The 23,503-nt window shown below is 37.3% G+C and carries 20 protein-coding genes; 6 read left to right on the forward strand and 14 right to left on the reverse strand.

What is annotated here, in order from left to right; translation table 11 throughout:
• Positions 1-289: 289 nt before the first annotated feature.
• From ctlX to trkA, 4 genes are all read right to left on the reverse strand, one after another.
• On the reverse strand, positions 290-1,228 hold the full coding sequence (gene ctlX / locus ACJJVU_RS14000; protein ID WP_298326617.1) for a citrulline utilization hydrolase CtlX: 939 nt from the start codon (positions 1,226-1,228) through the stop codon (positions 290-292).
• Positions 1,229-1,385: 157 nt separating this feature from the next.
• The gene (locus ACJJVU_RS14005) at positions 1,386-2,360 is read right to left on the reverse strand and encodes a YpdA family putative bacillithiol disulfide reductase (RefSeq protein ID WP_405226636.1); all 975 of its coding nucleotides are present in this window, start codon (positions 2,358-2,360) and stop codon (positions 1,386-1,388) included.
• A complete protein-coding gene (locus ACJJVU_RS14010; RefSeq protein ID WP_405226639.1) occupies positions 2,360-3,856 on the reverse strand; it encodes a TrkH family potassium uptake protein in 1,497 nt (498 codons plus the stop codon). The genes ACJJVU_RS14005 and ACJJVU_RS14010 overlap by 1 nt, the downstream gene beginning before the upstream one ends.
• A 5-nt stretch (positions 3,857-3,861) precedes the next feature.
• Positions 3,862-5,211 (reverse strand): Trk system potassium transporter TrkA, encoded by a 1,350-nt coding sequence (gene trkA, locus ACJJVU_RS14015; RefSeq protein WP_298326623.1) that lies wholly within the window; start codon positions 5,209-5,211, stop codon positions 3,862-3,864.
• 249 nt (positions 5,212-5,460) lie between these two features.
• On the opposite strand from trkA, the gene ubiE reads away from it, so the two are divergent.
• On the forward strand, positions 5,461-6,189 hold the full coding sequence (ubiE, locus tag ACJJVU_RS14020) for a bifunctional demethylmenaquinone methyltransferase/2-methoxy-6-polyprenyl-1,4-benzoquinol methylase UbiE (RefSeq protein WP_108878081.1): 729 nt from the start codon (positions 5,461-5,463) through the stop codon (positions 6,187-6,189).
• Positions 6,190-6,193: 4 nt separating this feature from the next.
• Positions 6,194-6,898 (forward strand): porin family protein, encoded by a 705-nt coding sequence (locus ACJJVU_RS14025; RefSeq protein ID WP_405226642.1) that lies wholly within the window; start codon positions 6,194-6,196, stop codon positions 6,896-6,898.
• A gap of 3 nt (positions 6,899-6,901) precedes the next feature.
• Here ACJJVU_RS14025 and ACJJVU_RS14030 read toward each other — a convergent pair whose 3' ends face one another.
• Complete coding sequence (locus tag ACJJVU_RS14030; protein WP_405226645.1) at positions 6,902-7,642, reverse strand: TrmH family RNA methyltransferase; 741 nt, start codon at positions 7,640-7,642, stop codon at positions 6,902-6,904.
• A 37-nt stretch (positions 7,643-7,679) separates the two neighbouring features.
• On the opposite strand from ACJJVU_RS14030, the gene ACJJVU_RS14035 reads away from it, so the two are divergent.
• The 4 genes from ACJJVU_RS14035 to ACJJVU_RS14050 all read left to right on the forward strand — a co-directional run bounded on the left by ACJJVU_RS14035 (position 7,680) and on the right by ACJJVU_RS14050 (position 13,007).
• Positions 7,680-10,250, forward strand: a complete 2,571-nt coding sequence (locus ACJJVU_RS14035) for a BamA/TamA family outer membrane protein (RefSeq protein WP_405226648.1) — start codon at positions 7,680-7,682, stop codon at positions 10,248-10,250.
• 176 nt (positions 10,251-10,426) lie between these two features.
• Complete coding sequence (gene fbaA, locus ACJJVU_RS14040) at positions 10,427-11,494, forward strand: class II fructose-bisphosphate aldolase (RefSeq protein ID WP_144783219.1); 1,068 nt, start codon at positions 10,427-10,429, stop codon at positions 11,492-11,494.
• Between the two features lie 207 nt (positions 11,495-11,701).
• On the forward strand, positions 11,702-12,559 hold the full coding sequence (gene accD, locus ACJJVU_RS14045; protein WP_405226652.1) for an acetyl-CoA carboxylase, carboxyltransferase subunit beta: 858 nt from the start codon (positions 11,702-11,704) through the stop codon (positions 12,557-12,559).
• A 121-nt stretch (positions 12,560-12,680) separates the two neighbouring features.
• Positions 12,681-13,007, forward strand: coding sequence for a hypothetical protein (locus ACJJVU_RS14050; RefSeq protein ID WP_405226655.1), 327 nt, complete (start codon positions 12,681-12,683; stop codon positions 13,005-13,007).
• Between the two features lie 4 nt (positions 13,008-13,011).
• Here ACJJVU_RS14050 and ACJJVU_RS14055 read toward each other — a convergent pair whose 3' ends face one another.
• From ACJJVU_RS14055 to rsgA, 9 genes are all read right to left on the reverse strand, one after another.
• The gene (locus tag ACJJVU_RS14055) at positions 13,012-13,989 is read right to left on the reverse strand and encodes a polyprenyl synthetase family protein (RefSeq protein WP_013749982.1); all 978 of its coding nucleotides are present in this window, start codon (positions 13,987-13,989) and stop codon (positions 13,012-13,014) included.
• Between the two features lie 33 nt (positions 13,990-14,022).
• The gene (gene rlmN, locus ACJJVU_RS14060) at positions 14,023-15,063 is read right to left on the reverse strand and encodes a 23S rRNA (adenine(2503)-C(2))-methyltransferase RlmN (protein ID WP_405226659.1); all 1,041 of its coding nucleotides are present in this window, start codon (positions 15,061-15,063) and stop codon (positions 14,023-14,025) included.
• Positions 15,064-15,318: 255 nt separating this feature from the next.
• Complete coding sequence (gene queA / locus ACJJVU_RS14065; RefSeq protein WP_298326666.1) at positions 15,319-16,368, reverse strand: tRNA preQ1(34) S-adenosylmethionine ribosyltransferase-isomerase QueA; 1,050 nt, start codon at positions 16,366-16,368, stop codon at positions 15,319-15,321.
• A gap of 100 nt (positions 16,369-16,468) precedes the next feature.
• A complete protein-coding gene (locus ACJJVU_RS14070) occupies positions 16,469-17,716 on the reverse strand; it encodes a 3-phosphoshikimate 1-carboxyvinyltransferase (RefSeq protein WP_405226661.1) in 1,248 nt (415 codons plus the stop codon).
• Positions 17,717-17,722: 6 nt separating this feature from the next.
• The gene (locus ACJJVU_RS14075; RefSeq protein WP_013749990.1) at positions 17,723-18,049 is read right to left on the reverse strand and encodes a nucleotide pyrophosphohydrolase; all 327 of its coding nucleotides are present in this window, start codon (positions 18,047-18,049) and stop codon (positions 17,723-17,725) included.
• A 51-nt stretch (positions 18,050-18,100) separates the two neighbouring features.
• Complete coding sequence (locus tag ACJJVU_RS14080; RefSeq protein ID WP_405226663.1) at positions 18,101-20,110, reverse strand: DUF3857 and transglutaminase domain-containing protein; 2,010 nt, start codon at positions 20,108-20,110, stop codon at positions 18,101-18,103.
• A gap of 8 nt (positions 20,111-20,118) precedes the next feature.
• Complete coding sequence (locus tag ACJJVU_RS14085) at positions 20,119-22,020, reverse strand: DUF3857 domain-containing protein (RefSeq protein WP_405226665.1); 1,902 nt, start codon at positions 22,018-22,020, stop codon at positions 20,119-20,121.
• A 63-nt stretch (positions 22,021-22,083) separates the two neighbouring features.
• Complete coding sequence (gene dtd / locus ACJJVU_RS14090; protein WP_405226668.1) at positions 22,084-22,536, reverse strand: D-aminoacyl-tRNA deacylase; 453 nt, start codon at positions 22,534-22,536, stop codon at positions 22,084-22,086.
• 2 nt (positions 22,537-22,538) lie between these two features.
• Complete coding sequence (gene rsgA, locus ACJJVU_RS14095; RefSeq protein ID WP_405226671.1) at positions 22,539-23,495, reverse strand: ribosome small subunit-dependent GTPase A; 957 nt, start codon at positions 23,493-23,495, stop codon at positions 22,539-22,541.
• Positions 23,496-23,503 lie beyond the last annotated feature (8 nt).

Raw genomic sequence — 23,503 nt, forward strand, 5'->3', positions numbered from 1 at the left:
GAAAAAGTATGATTGAAAGATTATATGGTTCCTTTTTAAATCCTACTAAAAAAAATTACCTGTACTGCTTGCGCAGTTAAATTATAAAAATGAAAACTACAAACATTTTTAAAATTGCTACTTTCAAAACTTATATCCAGAACGCCTATATGATAAATATAACGTCTTATTTTTTAAAAACCAATGATTCATCAATGCTTTAGATGAACGACACAATGTTCATTCATAAAATTAGATAAACCATAGATTTTACAACTAGCCGCCTTCATGAAGCAGCTATGAGATATTACTATTTCTTAGGTAGAAAAACTTCTGCCATCATGCAACGGGCACTACCACCTCCACAAGTCTCAATAGTACCTAAGTCACTACTTAATATTTTACTGTGTCTTTCTATCTTCTTTACCTGATCTGAAGTAAGGCTTTGATGTGCATCTGCACTCATCACAAGATACTTCTTATCATCTGCCCCTAATACTTGAAGCATGTTCCCAGCAAAGTGATGCATTTGATCTTCTGTGATTGCTATAATCTCTTTGTTAGTTGCCTTTAAATGCTTCAACACATTTTTACGCTCCTTCTTATCGTCTATTGTATCAAGACAGATCACACAAAACTCTTCTGCAAGGCACATCATCACATTAGTATGATAAATAGGAAGACGCTCTCCGTTTACAGTTTGATTTGCGGTAAAAACAATAGGCGTATATTCAAAATCTTCACAGAATTCTATAAAAAGCTGCTCATCTGCTCTTGCAGATAGTGCGCAGTATGCCCGCTCATTCTGGCGATCCATTAAGATGCTCCCTGTACCTTCTAAGAAAAAATCTTCTTCCTCTGCCTCTGTGTAGTCTATGACATTATTAATCTGAAAACCTTCTTTCTCAAGACGCACAAGTACTTCTTCTCTGCGCTCTCTTCTTCTATTTTCGGCAAACATTGGGTACAATGCAACATCCCCGTTTTCATGAAAAGAAACCCAGTTATTAGGGAATACAGAATCTGGAGTATTACCCTCCTTATCATCATTTTCAACAATAACATTTACTCCTACAAATCTCAGTTTCGCTACAAAATCATCAAACTCCTGTTGGGCTTTTTTATTAATCTCTTCATTTTTGAGATTGAGCTCTTCCTGAAAATAATTATTTACTGCCGTTTCCTCGTTCATTCTAAACTGGATAGGGCGTATCATCAAGATCGTATTGGTAATTTGTCGTAATGCCATGAGTGTATATTCTTTAAATTATAGCTAGCGCATGAGTCGCTTAGAAATAGGAAATTCTATATCGATTGCGAAGTTAATTTGAAACTTGATGAAGTAGCGTGATTTGACTTACTTTTTTTTCAAAAAGCCTAAGAAAGAAATAACAGTGAAAGTAGCTCTAAAGCTCAGTCACTAAATGATCCATAATCATCTCTGCGTGTACTCGGGTATTTTCAATAAAAAATCTACTAGTCTTGAGGCCTCCCGCAGCTACACCGGCAACAAAGACGTTTTTAAGAGGGGTCTCTAAGGTTTCTTCGTTATAAATAGGAGTTTTATAATCATCGCTTCCTATAGGTAAATTTAAATTCTCAAAAAGATTGTAGTTAGGTTTATAGCCTATCATTGCAAGCACAAAATCATTTTCTATAGTTACTAAGCCTTCTGGAGTCTTAATCGTTACTTCTCTCTCAGTGACATCAACGACCTCTGAGTTAAAGTGTGCGTTTATGGAACCTTCCTTAATTCGGTTCTCAATATTAGGTTTGATCCAATATTTTGTTCGGCTATTTATTTCTGACCCACGTACTACCATAGTCACCTTGGCTCCTTTATAATAGGTTTCTAGTGCGACATCGCAAGCGGAGTTTGCAGCGCCTATCACCACCACATGCTGATCTACATATGGGTGCGGACTATCATAAAAATACTTGACTTTAGGCAGCTCTGCACCTGGCACATTGAGCTCTCTAGGTATGTCATAAAAACCAGTTGAAACAACGACTGCCTTGGTAAAAACATCACCCTTGCCCGTTACGATTTCATAACCACCGTCTTTTGGAGTCATTTTTTCTACAGCAGTATATAAGCTCACATTGAGCTTATACGTTTCTAAGACTCTACGGTAGTACTCTAGTGATTCTTTCCGAGTTGGCTTATCACGATCTGACACAAAAGGCACCTCTCCTATTTCTAGAAGTTCTGAGGTGCTAAAAAAAGTCATGTTTTCAGGAAAATTATATAAAGAATTTACCAGCACTCCTTTTTCAACTATGATATAATTGAGTCCTTTTTTTTGCGCAGCGATTCCACAAGCAAGACCTATGGGACCAGCTCCTATGATGACGAGATCGTATGATGATTTATCCAACATTATCTATTTCTCCAGAAAAATGGGGTTAATAAAATAAGTACTGTAAATAACTCTAAACGCCCTATGAGCATTAAAAATGCCATCCACCATTTCCCTCCTAATGGTAGCCATCCATAATTATCTACTGGACCTAGACCTCCAAAGGCAGGACCTACGTTTCCTAGCGCAGAGGCTGCGCCTCCTAATGCAGTTCTAAAATCTAGTCCCATTGATGCTAGCACGCTAGCTCCTATGATCCACGATAGCATATAGAGTATGAAGAAGGCGAGTATATTAAAAATGATAGACCTATCTACAGATTTTGTATTGTAACGTACAGGTAATATTGCGTTAGGATGCAACGTTCTTTTAAACTCTACGAGCGCATTTCGTATGGTAAGTAAGTGCCTCACCACCTTGATACCTCCAGAAGTAGAACCTGCAGAACCTCCCAGAAACATTAACCCAAAAAAGATTACAGTAAGAAATGGCGTCCACATCGTATAATCTGCTGTGATAAAACCTGTAGTTGTAATTACTGCTAGCACTTGAAATAAAGCGTGACGCACAGATGCTTCTGCTTTACCCCACACCATAGGATGATCTATACTTGAAACTCCTAGATCTACATTAAAGTAAATCACTAGCGAAGCGATAATCCCAAATCCAAATACAAATGCCATATACAGACGAAGCTCCTCATCCCTCAATATCTTCTGAATTCTACCCTTGAAAGCAAAGTAACTAAGTACAAAGTTGGTTCCCGCAAGAAGCATAAAAAAGATTATGATATACTGAATAAGCGGCTTATCATTCCAGTATGCAACACTTGCATTTTTAGTAGAAAAACCACCTGTAGACAGCGTACTCAACGCATGATTAATTGCGTCAAAAAATGACATACCCGCTAGCTTTAGCAAGATGGTTTCTATTACGGTAAAACTCACGTAAATCAACCAGAGACGCTTTGCAGTATCTGTAATTCTTGGGTGAAGCTTATCTGCACTAGGACCTGGAGCTTCGGCAGCAAATAACTGCATCCCTCCTATTCCCAGCAACGGTAGTATTGCTATCGCAAGTACTATAATACCCATTCCTCCTATCCAGTGCGTCATAGAACGCCAGAACAAGATACCTTTAGGCACCGTTTCTATCTCACTTAAAATTGTGGCTCCAGTAGTCGTATAACCACTTATCGTTTCAAAAAAAGCATTTGTAATACCTGGTATAGATCCAGAAAATAGGTAAGGCAACATACCGCTGAGTGACATAAATAACCACCCAAAAGTAACAATGATATATCCCTCACGCTTCTTTAATTCTTTTTCATGCCCTCTAGTGATATACATGAGTAAAGTTCCCACAAGCGCTGTAATCAAAGCAGCAGCAGATACTTCTAGCATCACACCATCCTTTGTGATAAAACTCACTAGCGCTGCTATAAGCATAAAGCCACCGTTAAATAACAGCAGCACACCCATTAAATGAAATATAATCTTGTAATTAAGTTTAGGCATGGGGGCTAGATAAACATTTCTTCTACTTTCTTAATCGATCGTGGTAAACAGCATACTACCACTCGATCTCCTACTTCAATTCTAAAATCTCCTAGAGCAATTAAACCTTGGTCATTACGCACGACTCCTGCAATGGTAGCAGATCGAGGAAAGTCTATATCCTTTATACGCTTGCCCTGCACCTCAGATGAGTTTTTCACAATAAACTCAAGTAGCTCAGCATTCATATTGTTGAGCTTAGTCATAGCTACTACATCACCTTTACGGATGTATCTAAAGATATTATTTGCAGCTAGTAATTTTTTATTAATCAAGGTATCAATCCCAATACTCTGCGAGAGCTGGAAGTAATCCATATTTTCTACTAGTGCGATAGTTTTTTGCACGCCTTTTGACTTAGCAACTAAACACGACATAATATTAGTCTCACTATCTCCTGTTACAGAAATAAATGCATCCATATCATGTATATTCTCCTCATCTAGCAACTCTACATTACGACCATCACCATTTATAATAAGAGCTTTAGGAAGCAAATCTGCAAGATCTATAGCTTTGTCTCTATTTTTCTCAACAAGCTTTACATTAAACTTATCACTACACAGATATTTGGCGGTTTTAGACCCTATTTGACTACCTCCCAATATCATCACATTCTTTATATTCTGGCGCACTTTACCTGTAAGCTTGTAAATTTCTTCTACACCACCTTTTACAGTTACAAAATAAATATGATCACCTTCCTTAAAGATGGTATCTCCACGAGGTATGAGTGTATATTGAGTTCCCACGCGTTGTATAGCAATGGGCATAAAGTGTAGTTTAGGAAAAATCTTTGCGGCTTCTTTTACGCTCTTCCCTACAAAAGATGCTGTACGGGACAAGGTAGTACCTACCATAGTAAGCGCTCCATTATCAAACTCAAAACTATCAGAAAAACCACTTTGATTGAGTAGTAACTCAATCTCGCTAGCTGCAAGACTTTCTGGTGATATCAACTCATCGATACCAAATTTTTGAAATCCAGCTAAGTCCTTATGTTTTATAAACTCGGTATTAGAAATACGAGCTATCGTACGTTTTGCGCCTAGCTGCTTTGCAAGCACACAAACAGTAATATTAGTCGTTTCACTCGCAGTTACGGCAATAAGAAGATCTACACCATCTACACGTGAATCTTGCAATATCGCTATGGAGGTAGCATCACCTTTTATAGTCCTAATATCCAGATGCGTATCTGCATAAGAAAGACTTTCTTTATCGGTATCAATTAACGTAATATCTTGAGATTCGTAAGAAAGTAACTTGGCTAAGTGAAAGCCTACTTCTCCTGCTCCTGCAATGATTATTTTCATAAATGGGTGTGCTCAAAAATGCTTACAAAGATAATACTTTGATAGCCGATTAAAAAAATGCAGCCGTTAATCCTTTGATGGACTTTTATTTATTGGTTCGCTTTCGCGAAAATTTGAATGCATTTCCCAAGAAGCCAATCATTATCCCTTTAAAAGGTCATAATTATAGTTCAATGTGCACAATCAAAATGACCTTAGGTGAGGTTAATCACATTTTGGCGAAAGCCTTATCTTTGTAAAAAAAAGGCAATGTCTAAGAAAGTAACACCCTATAAGTCTTCTGAGCAATCAAAAAAAGATCAGGTCGAGCAGATGTTTGATAATATCTCTGGAGAATATGATGGACTTAATCGTGTCATCTCTTTTGGTATCGATGTAAAGTGGCGCAAAAAAGTGGTGCAACTAGTTGCAGATACAAACCCAACGTCCATTCTTGATATTGCAACAGGAACTGGAGACCTCATCATTAATATGGCTAGTACAAATGCTAGCAGACTAGTAGGTCTTGATATTTCTGAGGGAATGCTCTCTGTAGGAAGAAAAAAGATTGCTGCAAAAAAACTAGATAGCCGTATCGAGATGATGCAGGCAGATAGTGAGAATATGCCTTTTGAAGATAGTAGCTTTGACGCAATCACAGTCGCTTTTGGGGTGCGCAATTTTGAAACACTAGAAAAAGGCCTTGCCGAAATTTTACGTGTACTTAAACCAGGTGGCATCTTTGTAATTTTAGAAACATCTGTACCTACTAAAACACCATTTAAGCAAGGATATAACTTCCACTCTAAAGTAATCTTACCTACCGTGGGCAAACTCTTTTCTAAAGATAAAAATGCTTACGGCTACCTAAGTGAAAGCGCAAATGCATTTCCTTTTGGCGAGAAGCTAAACAATATTTTGCGCAAAACTGGGTTTAAAGACGTGCAACATAAACCTCAAACCTTTGGAGTTGCAACAATTTATACTGCTACAAAATAATTTTATGCGTACATACATTGCTATAATAGCACTTGTTTTAAGTTTCTCAACGGCTCATGGTCAATGGCTCTCTAGAGCTCGAGTTCAAAATGATCAAAATTTTGATAAAAAGCCAATCTCTTGGGGTTACTACTTTGGTGTAAACTCCATGGATTATAATTTTGACTACCAGACAGATCAAGAAGATATTCAAGTAGAACGTTCTGTGGGATTCAATGTAGGTATCGTAGGTGACCTTAGACTTTCTGAGTTTATAAGTTTGCGTACAGAACCTGGACTCGTTTACACACAGCGTAATTTACTGTACGCACCAGATCCTCGTTTTGATAGCGAAAATGACTTACTAAGAGAAGTACCATCTACTTACATCTATCTCCCGCTTGCCCTTAAATTTAATACTAGAAGACTTAATAATGTGCGTCCTTACGTTCAATTTGGGGTCGCTGCGGTTACTAACTTATCTAGTAACGAGAAAAATCCAGATGATAACTTTGCTGGACAGTTCCGTACTACTTCAAGTCCTTTCTTTTATGAGATGGCTATAGGCGTGGAACTTTACCTCTACTACTTTAAGTTTATTCCAAGTATAAAAGGAGTCTTTGCAACCTCTGACGAGCTTGTGAGGGATAACAGACCTAACAGCCCGTGGACAGGTAATATCAACAAAATGCAAACACGAGGAGTATTTTTAAACTTTACTTTCCAGTAGCACTTAGCCTCGTTTAAATTCGCTCAGGCAGATTGCTGTTGCCGTAGCTACATTGAGACTTTCGGTCGCTTGTACTTCGCCAAATCTAGGTATAGCAATACGATCCGATACTAAAGATTCTATTTCTCGAGATATCCCGTTTGCTTCATTCCCCATGATAATGACCCCTTCTGCTGGTAAACTTGTGGCATAAATATTTGTGCCGTCCATAAATGTACCAAAGACTTTTCTGCTGTCATTTTCAAGGTATTCCTCTAGGTTCGTGTAGACAACATCTACCCTAGTTAAAGAACCCATGGTTGCTTGCACCACCTTAGGATTGTAACAATCTACGGTTCCAATAGAACATACTAGCTGTTTTATTCCAAACCAATCGCACAAACGTATAATAGTACCTAGATTGCCAGGATCACGCACATCATCCAGCAGTAATGTAAGTCCAGATCTATCTAGCTGTGCAGCTTCTGGCATCCTAAAAGTTGCCACTGCTTTTTGTGCAGTTTTTAAGAACGTGATTTTCTTCAAATCTGCAGCGCTCACTTCTTCTACTATCGCTTGATTTTTGTTTTGTAACGCTTTCGCGAAAGCAGAAACATCTTCTGCATACAATTCTACAAGTTCTAAATCTGAATCGAGCAGCTCATGTACCACCTTAATTCCCTCAGCCACAAAGACGCGCTCACGCTGTCTGTACTTTTTTTGACCTAAACTCGTTATTCGTTTGATTGTATTTTTGCTTACCACGATTAAGATGTACTTTTGAGATGATGAAAACGCCCTTTTGAAAACGACTTTTACAAAAATATCACTAATTCTGCTAGTGGCGGTGTTTCTATTAGGTTGTGACGCAACAAAGCGCGTACCAGACGATGGACATTTGCTCACAGAGAACACCATTTATGATGGTGATAAGAAAGTAAGTGAGAGCCGGCTTTATAATTTTCTCTACCAAAAACCCAATACCACATTACCTGGCTTAGGGATTCCGCTGCGACTTTATATTTATAATCTTGCGAGACCTAACATAGATTCTATACTCGATGCACAAAGAGCGGCGAGCGAAAATAAATTCACCTTCTGGGAACGCGTACTTTCTCGCAAGCAAGTAGAAGCTGCCCGTAACTTCAAAAAGAGCATCAACACAGGGATTAAAAAAACTGGTGAAGCTCCCGCTATTGTTACAGATGCAATCACTCAAAAATCTGCACAACGTCTTAATTCTTACTACGTAAACAATGGCTATTTTAATGCTACTGTAGATTATGAAATTAAAAAAGACAGCAACCAGCGCGCCAGCGTAGACTATAAGGTTAATAAACGTAAAGCCTATTTTCTAGATAGTATTACACCTATCATAGATTCACCAGTTGCAGACTCTATCTATAATGTTCACAAAAGTGCTTCCTTACTTAAGGCTGGAGATCGCTATGCGACTGGAAACATTAATGCCGAAACACAGCGTCTTACAGAACTCTTTAGAAACAATGGCTTATACCATTTTGAGTCAGAATACATACGCCTCGTTGGGGATACCGTAAACACAAATCATAAAGCCAACTTAGAGTACATTATAGACAACCCTACGGAAAACATAAACGACTCGATTTATGACGTCCCGTTTAAAGTTCATAAGGTTTCTGAAGTAAATATTATTACAGATTACAGTTATGCTAATCGAGATAAGCCTTTTAATGACTCCTTAGTAAAAGATGGTTTTAAGATCTATGCTTATGACAAAATCAATTATAGACCTAAGGCACTCACAGACATCATCCCTCTTAAACCAGGCGACATTTACAAGGATAGAGATCGCATCCAGAGTTTGAGCAGGCTAAGCAGACTTGGCACTTTTAAATATCCAAGTATTCAATACATGGAAGACCCTACAGATAGCACAAGGTCTGATCTTATAGCGAGCATAAGACTCTCCCCTCTTGAAAAATATAAATTGAGAGCAGACTTTGACGTGTCTACCTCAAACATTCAAGATTTTGGGATTGCTGGATTTGGATCTTTATTAATTCGTAACATTTTTCGAGGTGCCGAAACCTTAGAAATATCTGCTCGTGGTAGTATAGGTGCCTCTGATGATGCTGCAAATCCTGACGATAGCTTTTTTAATATTTCAGAAATAGGTGCAGACGTAAGACTCACATTCCCTCGTATATTTTTCCCTGTGAGCACAAGCGCTCTCATTCCAGCCGAATGGCAGCCAAACACACGCTTTAATCTTGGTATAGGCGTACAACAAAACATAGGTCTTGATAAGCAAACGGTAACCGCAGGACTTACCTACAACTGGAGTCCATCGTGGAAACGCAGCTTTAGTGTTGACCTCATCAATGCTCAATATGTGCGTAATCTTAACCCAGACAACTATTTTAATATTTATAGAAATAGTTATGAAGACCTCAATATCATCGCACGCAACAATGAAGCAAATATCAACCCTGGATATTTTATAACCGATGAAAATGGCAATAGAAATCTCTCTATTCCGACTGGAGCAGAGCAGTTTATAAATGACGTAAACCGTAGCCAAGTAGACAATCTTGCTCAAGATGACATAGATGATATACGAGCGATAGGAGAACGCCAAGAGCGACTTACAGAAGACAATCTTATTGTATCCTTAAATATTTCTCATACCTATGACAATAGGGAAAATCTGTTTGATGAAACCTTTAGCCGTCTCAGAACTCGTGTGGAACTTGCTGGTAATGCGCTAGCACTTGCTGGAGGAATTGCAAACACAGAGAAAAACGAGGATGGAAACAAAAGCCTTTTTGGCGTTGTATATTCTCAGTACATAAAAACAGAAATAGAATACTCACGTCACTGGGATTTAGGAGGTAATAACATCATCGCAGCAAGAGCTTTTGGCGGTATTGCAATTCCTTACGGAAACTCTACGAGCATCCCTTTTATACGTAGTTTTTTTGGTGGAGGTTCTAATGATAACAGAGCATGGAGAGCTTATGATCTAGGTCCAGGAAGTAGCGGTAGCCCAAATGAGTTTAATGAAGCAAACATGAAACTTGCCTTTAACCTTGAGTACCGTTTTGATTTAATAGGTCCTATAGAAGGAGCGCTATTTACAGACGCTGGAAATATCTGGAATGTGTTTGATAATGTAGAAGACCCTAGATCACGCTTTAATAATATCGCTAGTTTGAAAGATCTTGCGGTAGGCTCTGGTTTTGGATTAAGGTGGGATTTTGACTTTTTTGCCCTTCGCTTTGATGTAGGCTTTAAATCTTACAACCCAGCACTCCCAGAAGGTGATCGCTGGTTTAAGGAGTATAACTTCTCAAATGCAGTTTATAACGTGGGGATAAATTATCCTTTCTAGTAGTAGTCCGTTTAGATAGTTATTCTCTACTTAGAACTTATTTAGAGATTCTATTGTTTTTTTTCGCTTTCGCGAAAGCGTAACCTAGCTAAAACGTTGTCGTAGTAACCTCCATATCTGGGCTACTTTCCGAGTAATATTTGTTATTTTTACTTCACTAATTTTAAACAACAACAATGTCGCATTCTATAAAACCAGGTGTAGCCACGGGCCACGAAGTACAAGCAATTTTTAACTATGCAAAAGAGAAAGGCTTTGCCCTTCCTGCTGTTAATGTAATTGGGTCTAACAGTATCAACACGGTTCTAGAGACTGCAGCAGCGCTTAACGCTCCTGTAATTATCCAGTTTTCAAATGGTGGAGCACAGTTTAATGCTGGAAAAGGATTAAACAATGACAACCAAAAAGCAGCTGTATTAGGAGCTGTAGCTGGAGCAAAGCACGTACACGAACTTGCAAAAGCATATGGAGCAACCGTAATTTTACACACAGATCACTGTGCAAAAAAATTACTTCCTTGGATGGACGGGATGCTTGATGCAAATGAGGCTTACTATAAAGAACATGGTCATTCACTCTTTAGCTCTCACATGATTGATTTAAGTGAAGAACCACTTGAAGAGAATATTGAGATCTGCAAAGGATATCTTGAGCGCATGGCTAAGATGGAAATGACACTTGAGATAGAATTAGGTATCACTGGTGGTGAAGAAGATGGTGTAGATAACAGTGATGTAGATGATTCAAAATTATACACACAACCAGAAGAAGTTGCTTATGCTTATGAGGAACTAAGCAAAGTAAGTGATCAATTTACGATTGCTGCAGCTTTTGGAAATGTGCACGGAGTTTACAAGCCAGGTAACGTAAAGCTTACGCCTAAGATTCTTAAAAATTCTCAAGAGCATATCTCTGAGAAGTATGGTAAGGAGCACAACCACATTGATTTCGTATTTCACGGAGGAAGTGGATCTACAGTAGAGGAAATTCGTGAGGGAATCTCTTACGGAGTTATCAAAATGAACATTGATACAGATTTACAATGGTCTACTGCAGAAGGTATCCGTGATTATTTTGGTGAAAATGCTGAGTATCTTAAAACACAGATAGGTAACCCTACTGGTGATGACTCTCCAAACAAGAAGTTCTATGATCCTCGCGTATGGTTACGTAAGGCAGAGCAAACTATGGGAGCTCGTCTTAAAAAGGCTTTTGAAGATTTAAATAATATCGATACACTATAGTATCAACACATTATAAAATTTGTAAAAACGGATTGCATCAAAATTGATTTGATGTAATCCGTTTTCCGTATTTTTACGGCTTGCATTAGTAATTAATAAGTCCTAACAATGCTAGGATTTACTTTCTAATAGTAGAAAGGGATTATTTATAGTTATAACATTTTCGCGAAAGCGGAATAAATACCATTAACCAAATTCAAACACAATATGGCTTGGTTCAAACGTAAAGAAAAAGGAATACATACTGCAACAGAGGACAAAAAAGATACTCCTAAAGGGCTGTGGTACAAATCACCTACTGGAAAAATAGTAGATACAGAAGAGCTAGAAAAGAACTTCTACATCTCACCTGAGGATGGATATCACGTACGAATAGGGAGTAATGAATATTTTGAAATCCTCTTTGATGATAATAAATTTAAAGAGCTAGATGCCAAACTTACTTCTAAGGATCCTCTTAAGTTTGAGGATAAGAAGAAGTATGTAGACCGTCTCGCTGCTGCTCAAGAAAAAACAGGACTTAAAGATGCCATTAGAACTGCCGTAGGTAAGTCTAAGGGTGCAGATATTGTAATAGCTTGTATGGACTTCAGCTTTATAGGTGGGTCTATGGGAAGTGTTGTAGGTGAAAAAATTGCACGTGCTGCAGATTATTCTCTTAAAAACAATATTCCATTTATGATTATCTCTAAGTCTGGAGGTGCTCGTATGATGGAGGCGGCATTATCTCTTATGCAACTAGCAAAAACAAGTGCTAAGCTTGCTCAACTTGCAGATGCAGGCATACCTTATGTATCGCTTTGTACTGACCCTACTACCGGAGGTACTACAGCATCATTTGCAATGTTAGGAGATATTAACATCTCTGAGCCTGGAGCACTTATAGGTTTTGCAGGACCACGTATTGTACGTGACACTACTGGAAAGGAATTACCAGATGGTTTCCAAACTGCAGAATTCTTACAAGAACACGGTTTCTTAGACTTTATCACTCCGCGTCAAGAATTAAAAAACAAAGTAAATCTCTACTTAGATTTAGTTATGAATCGAGCAGTAAGAGCTTAAATCTTATATAATACCAAAAAAGGCTAAACATAATGTTTAGCCTTTTTTTTATGTAATATTACTAATGAAATTTTTTATCCATATCATTCTAATATCGTGTTTATTATCTTGTAATAAACAGTTGAAATACGAAGATTACAACGAAGATGACTTTAATGAGGTTCAAGGTTTAATTATGTCTGCAGTTCCAGATGGCCACCCTTTTAATAGCTCTTCAGTAAAAAATATAAAATACCAATACAACTTAGATAAGAGTCCACCTCTTATAGGCTTTGAAAACATTAATATGTTTGAAGCTCAAAGAGGATATCCTTTAATAGTTTTAGTTCATAAAGAAGACGAAAGTATAAGTTTTTATGGCAGAGTTGGAATACTCGACAGTCTCAATGGTAAAGAAAAATCTTTCCTAAAGAAACATTTTCAAGAAGAGTTAGAGAAAATGGAATGAAATTTTACTTCTTCCTATCAATCACATAGTTTACCATAAGCTCAAGAGAGTCGCGGTACACAGACTTAGGATATGTCATTAAGATTTCTAACGCTTCTTGCTGTAATGCCTTCATCTTTGTAACAGCATACTCTAGGCCGCCGTTATCTCTTACAAAAGCAATTACTTCATTTACACGCTTCTTATCTGTATTTTTATTCTTGATGCTATTAATAAGCCAGTTTTTATCTTTTTTAGAAACCGTATTCAGCACATATATGAGCGGCAAGGTCATCTTTTGCTCTTTGATATCAATACCTGTAGGTTTCCCTATTTTGGCAGTACCATAATCAAACAAGTCATCTTTAATTTGAAAAGCCATACCTATAAGCTCTCCAAATTTATGCATACGCTTTACTTCTTTATCCTTAGCATGAACAGCACAAGCTCCCATAGCACAACAAGCAGCAATTAATGTTGCAGTTTTCTGACGGATAATCTCATAATATAAATCTTCTGTAATATCTAGCTTGCGAGCTTTTTCTATCTGAAGTAATTCGCCTTCTGAGATTTCTCTTACAGCTACAGATATAATTTGCAATAAATCTGTATCTCCATTATCTATAGAAAGCAACAGTCCCTTTGAGAATAAAAAATCTCCAACAAGTACTGCAATCTTATTTTTCCATAATGCATTAAGCGAGAAGAAACCTCTGCGTATGTTACTGTCATCTACTACGTCATCATGTACGAGACTAGCAGTATGAATTAACTCTATAACCGATGCTCCACGATAGGTACGATCATTCACCTCACCATTGTTCATCATCTTTGCGGTAAGAAAGACAAACATAGGGCGCATTTGCTTGCCCTTACGGTTTACAATATAATGTGTGATACGATTGAGAAGTGCCACCTTAGAGCGCATAGAAAGTGAAAACTTTTCTTCAAAAAGCTCCATTTCATAAGCGATGGGTTCTTTAATCTGTGCTACTATTTTCATTATAGTAAAGATAAGTAACAGCTACTTTGCATCCTATTGCTTATTAGCTAGTTGTCCGCAGGCTGCATCGATATCCTTTCCTCTTGATCTACGCACGGTCACTGTCACACCATTTGCTTCAAGAACTGACACATAACGGTCTATTGCTTCAGGATTTGCTTGCTGAAACTGACCATCGTCAATAGGATTGTACTCTATAATATTTACTTTGCTAGGTACAGCTTTACAGAAGTCTAATAGTGCCATAATATCAATGTGACGATCATTAATACCATCCCACACTACGTATTCGTACGTAATGCGTTTTCCTGTTTTTTGATACCAGTAAATAAGCGCCTCTTTAAGATCTGCAAGAGGCATTTGCTCATTAAAAGGCATAATCTCTGTGCGCACATCATCAAGTGCAGAATGTAATGAAACGGCAAGATTAAACTTTACGTCATCATCTGCCATTTTCTTAATAATCTTAGGCACTCCAGAGGTTGATACAGTAATACGCTTAGGAGACATCCCTAATCCTTCTGGATCTGTGATTTTGTCTATTGCTTTAATGACATTATTATAGTTCATTAAAGGCTCTCCCATTCCCATAAAGACGATGTTAGACAGCGGCTTATCGTGATATAGCCTACTTTGTCTATCTATCACAACAACTTGATCCACAATCTCATCTGGATTGAGATTACGCATACGTTTTAAACGCGCGGTAGCACAAAACTTACAGTTAAGACTGCAGCCTACTTGCGATGAAACACAAGCAGTCGTTCTATTTTTTGTTGGAATCAATACAGACTCGACCATAAGACCGTCATGTAGTTCAACACCATTTTTTATGGTACCATCACTACTGCGCTGCATTTGATCTACGCGAATGTGATTAATCACGAAGTTCTCATCTAGAAGTATACGAGTATCCTTAGACAAGTTTGTCATATCTATAAAGTCGTGTGCGCCTTTTTGCCACAGCCATTCATATACCTGATTTCCGCGGAAGGGTTTATCTCCTTGAGATACAAAAAAATCTCTAAGTTCTTCCTTACTTAATTTACGTATGTCTCTCTTATCTGTTTTCACAATGCAAAGGTACGTAGTTGTTTTTGTTTTGCCGTTTTTCGGCTATGAGTTCTCTATAAAATAGTAACTCTTAGAGCACTTACTGAGGTCCCTAGCCCCGATTGTAATGAAAATCCCGCAGCTGCCTGGCGAAGTCGGCGCGAGGAATTGTAATGAAAGCGGGAAACTAGATACCACAAATACCACAAGGTGATGCTCCTAAAACAAAAAACCCAAACATTGCTGTTTGGGTTTTTATAATTATATCTGCTGAAATTAGATAATCAACATTGCGTCTCCGTAAGAGTAGAATTTGTATTTCTCTTTTACTGCTTCATCATAAGCTCTCTTCATAAAATCATGACCTGCAAATGCAGAAACCATCATTAATAAAGTAGACTTAGGTGTATGAAAGTTTGTAATCATACAGTTTGCGATACTAAAATCGTATGGAGGGAAGATAAATTTGTTAGTCCATCCACCAAACTCATTAAGTGTATGGTTACTAGAAACAGCACTTTCCATCACTCTCATCGAGGTTGTACCTACGGCACAAATACGACGTTTTTCCTTTAGCGCTTTATTGATAATTTCTGTTGCTGGCTTATGTATATATGCCTCTTCACTATCCATTTTATGCTTAGATAGATCTTCTACCTCAACTGCGCTGAAAGTTCCTAGACCTACGTGCAGTGTAACCTCAGCAAAGTCTACTCCTTTTATCTCAAGACGCTTTAATAAGTGCTTTGAGAAGTGTAATCCCGCAGTAGGCGCGGCTACAGCTCCTTCTTCTGTTGCATAAATAGTCTGGTAGCGATCTTCATCTTCTGGCTCTACCTCTCTATTAATATATTTAGGTAATGGCGTCTCTCCTAGTGACGTTAGCTTTTTTCTAAACTCCTCGTAAGATCCATCATATAAGAAACGAAGTGTACGTCCTCTTGATGTTGTGTTATCAATTACCTCTGCTACTAGACTCTCATCGTCACCAAAGTAAAGCTTGTTACCTATACGTATTTTACGTGCTGGATCTACAAGAACATCCCATAGGCGTGTTTCTGAGTTAAGTTCTCTAAGTAAGAATACCTCGATACGTGCTCCAGTCTTTTCCTTATTACCGTATAAACGTGCTGGAAAAACCTTGGTATTATTAAGCACCATCACATCTTCCGGCTCAAAATAATCAATAATGTCTTTAAACATTTTGTGCTCGATAGTCTGCTCTTTGCGGTTAAGTACCATAAGGCGTGACTCGTCACGATTTTCGGCTGGGCGATCTGCTAGTAATTCATCTGGCAAATCAAAGTTAAAATGTGATAACTTCATAAAGGGTTTTTATTTTAGTTTTTGTGCTCACAAAAGCAGTATGAACCGCTCATTTGCAAGATCGCAAAGATACAATCTTGAGATAGGCGTTGTCAAGTGTTTAGCCAATTATCTCTTGACCAAACCCTAAAGTTTCTAAATCTTTCCAAAAATCTGGATATGACTTAGACACCACCCCCGCATCATTTATCAATAATGGAACCGATAGCGCTAGTGGCGCAAAAGCCATTGCCATACGATGATCATGATATGTCGCAATCGTAATATTCTCGTTAAGCGCTGCTTCTTGTGGCAGTAACGTAAGGTCTGTATCTGTTACCATAATCCCACCGCCTAACTTAGTAATCTCTTCTCGTAGTGCTTCTAGCCTGTCTGTTTCTTTTATTTTGAGTGTATGCAATCCCGTGAGATGACATCCTACTCCTAGTCCTAAACAAGTAACTGCTATAGTCTGCGCAATGTCTGGCGCATTTGCAAGATCCAAAGTGATTGTTTCAGGAAGTTTAAAATCTTTGGCTAGTGACAAGGTAAGTGTATTCCCATTAAATTCAGAAACTACACCTAGCTGCTTGTAAATATCTTGCAATACTGCATCTCCCTGTAAGCTATCTTCTTTATAACTACTTATGGTGATAGAAGTATCTAAAGTACGCTTTCGCGAAAGCGCAACAATACTATAAAAGTAAGATGCACTACTCCAGTCTGACTCTACTGTAATCACTCTATTCTCGCTGCTTGTTCTTCCTGGTTTGATAGTTATAATCTGACCTACAAATGTAGCCTCAATGTCTAGCTGTTGTAATAGTGCTAGCGTCATGTTTATATATGGTATCGAAGTGATTTTACCATCGAGATGAATGGTAAGTCCATTTTCTAGCGCTGCTCCCATCATCATAAGTGCAGAGATATACTGGCTGCTCACATTTGCCTTGAGCGTAACCTCACTTTTTGTGAGTTTGCTTCCTTTAATATGAAGCGGCGGATACCCATCATTTTTTACATAAGAAACCTGAGCACCTAACTGCTGCAACGCTTCTACCAATATTGCCATAGGGCGTTGCTGCATGCGCTCGCTACCCGTAAGCAACGTCTCTCTACCTTCTTGTATAGAAAAATAAGCGGTAAGAAAACGCATTGCCGTACCTGCATGGTAAATATCTACCTCACTTTCTGTAGACGCTAGTGCCTTTTGCATCACCGCAGCATCATCACTATTTGAAATATTCTTTACTACAATACCATCAAAGAGCGCTTGTAAAATAAGCAGTCTGTTAGTCTCACTTTTTGACCCTGTGATTTGTATCTCACCACTGGTGCTGGCTGCAGTATGTTGTACTTTTAAGAGCATAGGCTATTATTTCAATTTCTCATTATTGTGATGACGATCGTGATCACGCTTAGTCTTTATATCAAGCTTTTTATCAAAGGCTTCCTGAAGATTAACTCCAGTCTGATTTGCCAGGCATAATACTACAAACATGACATCTGCAAGTTCCTCACCTAGATCTTTACCTTTATCGCTTTCTTTCTCACTCTGCTCCCCATAGCGACGTGCGATAATGCGCGCCACCTCTCCTACCTCTTCAGTAAGCTGAGCCATATTAGTAAGTTCATTAAAATAGCGCACTCCGTGAGCTTTTATCCAATCGTCTACTGCTTGTTGTGAGTCTGAAATGTTCATTTAATTAAATTTATGAGTACATAGTGCAATCTATTTAAAAATATGCATTCACTAGGCTTTCTTTAAGACAACTTTCTCATTTTCTTTCTTAATAATCATCTCAAAAAAACCTTTTAAAGATTTATAATAATCTACAGCTACTAAAGGAGTTTTAACATTGCGCTGTATTACAATTGACAAACCAGTAGGAGAGTTTGAGATTTTATATTTATAAGATGCTATATCATCTATCATAGATACAGCTATAGGCTCTGGCAGGTTCTCAACCACATATCCTGATGGAATATTAATCTTAATATTGATTCTATCTAAATAAGAGTAATTAAAATCAATAGGCAGCTTACGATCTTCTTCCTTAAAGAAATTCTCTTCAAGACCATATACAACCATAGGGTTAAAGTATATCTTATCGCCTATAGTTTCAAAATACCTTGTAACATCTGTATCAAAAGACAGGCTTAATGGCTTATGAACGTTGTTTAAATTAGAAACTTCTACTTCATTGACTTCATTATTATTAAAAGAGTTAGACACGGCTTCATTAAGCTCCGCTCCTTTCTTACCGTAAAGTTTGCTCCGCATGACATGCGCATAATTACTTGAATATCTATTTCTAGCTGACGCTGTCGCAATTCCATCTTCATCAAAATCTACAGTAATAATTGCATCATGGATCGCTTGGGCATTTTTCAAGCTTACCGCTTTAGAAGTTCCATCCTCAGACATAAGTCGACCTCCTAACCAGTTGAGCAACTCGCTTTTTAAACTATTAGGACTTGCTAATTTATCAGACGCATCAAGTAACATTAATTTACCATCAATCTCTACTCCAGCTATAACAGCATTAAATCCAGTTCTCGTAGGAAAAAGATAAATTCCATGAGATTTTGTTCCTAATAAAATAGGGTCTGCTTTAATACCCGCATACTTTAACATTGACACTAGTAACAGATTAATATCTGCCATGTTTCCAGATTTGTTTTTGAATGTACTAGCTGTACCATTCTCTACAAAAATCCCATAATTACCATTCCATGTAATCTTATTTCGGATGTAATCATAAATTTTTACCACCTTTTCTTTTTCTGACACCCCATTAATTAACAGATCAACTTCATCCTTAAAAAAACCTTGCCTATTAAGTTGTGATCCAAAACCTGAAGATTTGTATATATCACTAGCAACCTCATCCCAACTAGTTGCAAAGGACTCAGGTGCATCATTAGGGAAACGAGTCATTTCTAACTCGAATTGTAAGGTAGTACGGTAATTATTTAAATTACCTGAATAAGGCTCCTTTTTTAGAGACTGAACATTCTTTAAAACTACTTCCGATACATCTTCTCGAAATCTAATAGTGTTAGTCTTAGTTTTTGAATTTCTGACATAAAATGAATCAGAACTCTCTTTATAATTTATGCTTATAGATTTTTCACGTGAACTATTATTAACTGTAAATGGTATCCACCCATTACGGTGTGTTTTGTAGCTAAGATACTCTGGTGTTGCAAAGCGCATGTCAAGCATATCTACCGGAATTCCTTCTTGAAAATAATACTTATCAAACGTAGTCAAAAATGGAGATCGAATACTGTATTTATACTCTATGACTGATCCAGTTTTAATATTGGGCATTGTAAATGATATTTTAGTATACCATTCATTTACCTCCTCTTCATAAATATTCTTCTTTTCTAATTTAATCTCCTCAATTTTTCCATCAAAATTGTAAGTGTAAGCTTTCAATCCATTTAGTTTTTCGCTATTCCCACCTTTACTATTATATAAGTAAATATTAACAGTAGCCCATTCATTACCATTATCATTATAAATTTTTATCCTGTCATGAAACTCAGTAGAGGCAGTAAATCCTTCATCTTTAGAATATGTGAATTTTGTATCAAAAGACCTATATAAAATTGCGGCATTGGCCTCTGGCTCATTAGGGTGCACATCCTGTAACAGCTCTGCTTTTGAGACTTTTCCAAATTTATAATTTTGCGCTAAGCAAGTGGCTGTAGAAAAACTTGCGATAAAAAAAAGGAGTAATAATTTATTCATATTGGTAATTATTTTTTTTCAAGTAAAATTTTTGAGTTATCGTATTTCGCAACACTCTGTAAAAACTGTTTGTATGCCTTATAGTCTTCTTTAGAAAAAGTTCCGCTATTTATATTTAATACACGCCTGTATGATAAGCTGGTATCATTAATCAATTCGACATTTAGCAAATACTCCCCAAAGTCTGAGCTCAAGACTATAGACTCTGGTAAGTATTTGATTTTAAACTCTTTTGGAGTATTAATTGTTACAACATCCACATCCTTATAACCTCTATCAATTCTAAAGGAGCCTGTGCGTGCTATCTCTTTTTTAGGCATACGCCCTATTCTATTAAAGGCATTAAGAGTTAATGTAAAATCGTCACCTACCTTGGAGGCATAATTCTTTGATGTAAAAACTAGCTTTTCTTGTAAGTTCACCTTATCCCTATCGTTGATATAACTGATAGTATCAATTTTCAAGTTATTGATACTATTAAAGAAATTATAGTAATACCTTTTTTGCTTTTTTTCCTCTAACTCAATCAACCCAAATCTACTGTCATATTGAGTTCCATAAGATGAGATACGTGCATTACCTGAAAGTTTCCCGTCCACATCAATTGTATAAATACCATCAATTTCCTGAAGATTATTATCATTAATATATTTAGGAGTGTGGACTATAAATCCGCCCTCCGGTTTAATAACAAGTACATCTCTATCGTCTGTGAAATCTCCTAAAAAACCAAAGGGTATTGTCTGACTCGTACATTCCAACCAAGTATAATCATCATCTTTAGGTATTGCTAGTATTACATGACTACCCTGTAATGAAGTAAAATCTTTTTCTAGACTTCTCTTCTCGTCTCCAGCAAACACCACGGTATAAAATGAGGGCACACCAACGGCTTCCAATAAAGCTTTTGTATAATTAACCAGACCTTTACAATCGCCATAACCTAAATCATGCACTTCTTGAGCAGGAGAAGGCTTCCAACCTCCTATACCTATCTGCACACTTATGTAGCGTGTTTTGCGCTGTACATAATCATAAATAATTCTTGCTTTTTCTTCATCGGTTTTTACTTCAGACACTAAGGTTTTTACTTCGGCTATAGTATTAGCATCTAGCGCAGTCATTCCTTCAAGTAGACTAGTATTCATCCAATTACCAAATTCCTTCCAATTATTAGCATTACCATCCACTCCAGAAAGATGAAACTTCTCTAGAGAAAATAAAACACGTGGCACTACTTCATGTATAGGAAGTCCATAAGGCTCCTTTAACACGCTAGGTATATTGCTAGCTTTTATAGTTAGAGCGCCATCTTGACTTACCACCTCTAAATCATTGTTACTATCAATAATTTTATGACGAAGACCAAGATCAGGAGCTGCATTAATTTTGTAAAATGTTTTCTCAACACTTGTTCGAAAATTATCATACAAATTAAAGGACGGAATAAAAGCTGTGTTGACTGTTTTTACTTTAGATGTAAAAATTACTGTAAAAGGAAAACCAGTAGTAGGCGTAAAGTCCAGATATCTGACTCTAGAACTTGAATAAAGGCTAAAACCATCTACTGCGCTAACATCTCTAAAGTCTCCTTTTTTTACTTTTTCAACTTCATTCCCAAAAGCGTCAAGTATAATTGCCTGTAGGCTTAAGATCTTAGTGTTGTCATCATAAAATTCGACAGCATTTATATGTCTTAAACCTTTTGAACTAAGTACGGTAACTACTCTCGTTTCTTCTCTATAAAGAGTTTTATGGTCTGGGATTTCAATTAAAGTCTCCTGAAGCCTTACAACAGCATCTGTATTGTCTTTGAGCTTCTCAGGAATATCAGCTATAGGGTAGATTAAATCTTGGCTATACATCACAGAGGTAAAGCCCAAGAAGGCAAGAAAGTAAATAAAACGCATTAATTGATTGATGATTGATGAATTATGCGCCAAAATAGGACTTAAAGAATTATCCTACAAGAATTAAATACGGTTTTTTGTATCAATCACAATCGTAACAGGCCCATCATTAAGTAATTGAACCTTCATATCTGCACCAAATTCTCCTGTATAGGTGGGTTTGTTGCGCTTTCGCGAAAGCGTACTCACAAACTCCTCATACATCGTGATGGCTTTGTCTGGTCGTGCTGCTTCTAAAAATGAAGGACGATTACCCTTCTTGGTACTTGCATATAATGTAAACTGACTAATCACCAAAATATCTCCATCTACATCACCCACAGAAAGATTCATTGCGCCATCATTATCACTAAAAATTCGTAAGCCAACTATTTTATTTGTAAGCCACTCAATATCTTCTTTCGTGTCATCATGAGTAACACCCAGCAATACAAGTAACCCTTGGTTAATCTCAGATTTTACAACTCCATTTATAGTGACAGAAGCTTCTGTTACTCGCTGAATTACTGCCTTCATTATTATTGCTCTTCTGGGTAGTGATCTTTTCTGTAATGCTGCTCGTCATCTCCTTCTAACATCTGTGTATAACTTTTATAACGCGACCAGTGGAGCTCATCATTATCTAGCGCTTCTTTTACAGCACATTTAGGCTCTTCAAGGTGTAAACAGTTATTGAATTTACACTCACTTTTTAAAGCAAAGAACTCAGGAAAGTAGTCTCCTATTTCTTCACGTTCCATATCTACAATTCCAAAACCTTTAATTCCAGGAGTATCTATAATTCGTGCGTCAAAATGTAAATCAAACATCTCTGCAAAAGTAGTCGTGTGCTGCCCTTGACTGTGCTGTACGCTAATTTGCTTTGTTTTGAGATCTAAGGTAGGTTCGATAGCATTTACCAGCGTAGATTTTCCTACTCCAGAATGACCTGTAAACATACACGTCTTACCCATCATCATCTCCTTTACAGTATCGATATTTTTACCTATAATTGCCGAAATACCTACACACTCATACCCTATCTCACGATACATTGCCGCAAGATATTTTATCTCCATAATCTCCTCTTCATTATAAGTGTCAATCTTATTAAAAAGCAATACAGCTTTAATATGATAGGCCTCTGCAGTTACTAGGAAACGATCTATAAAAGCCGTAAAAGTAGGCGGATTGTTAAGCGTTACTAATAAGAACACTGTGTCTACGTTACTAGCAATGATGTGCGTTTGTTTAGAAAGGTTTACAGACTTACGCACAATGTAGTTATCTCTGTCGTGTATTTTTGTAATTACTCCTGTCTCTACATCACTTTTGGTGTCAAGATCAAAGTCTACAACATCACCTACCGAAACTGGGTTTGTACTCTTAATTCCTTGAATACGGAATTTTCCTTTTATTCTACATTCAAACCACTGGCCGTCATCCGCTTTTACGGTGTACCAACTTCCAGTAGATTTATAAACAGTTCCTGTCATACGTTTGT

This window comes from Dokdonia sp. Asnod1-B02, assembly GCF_045063955.1.
GTDB lineage: Bacteria > Bacteroidota > Bacteroidia > Flavobacteriales > Flavobacteriaceae > Dokdonia.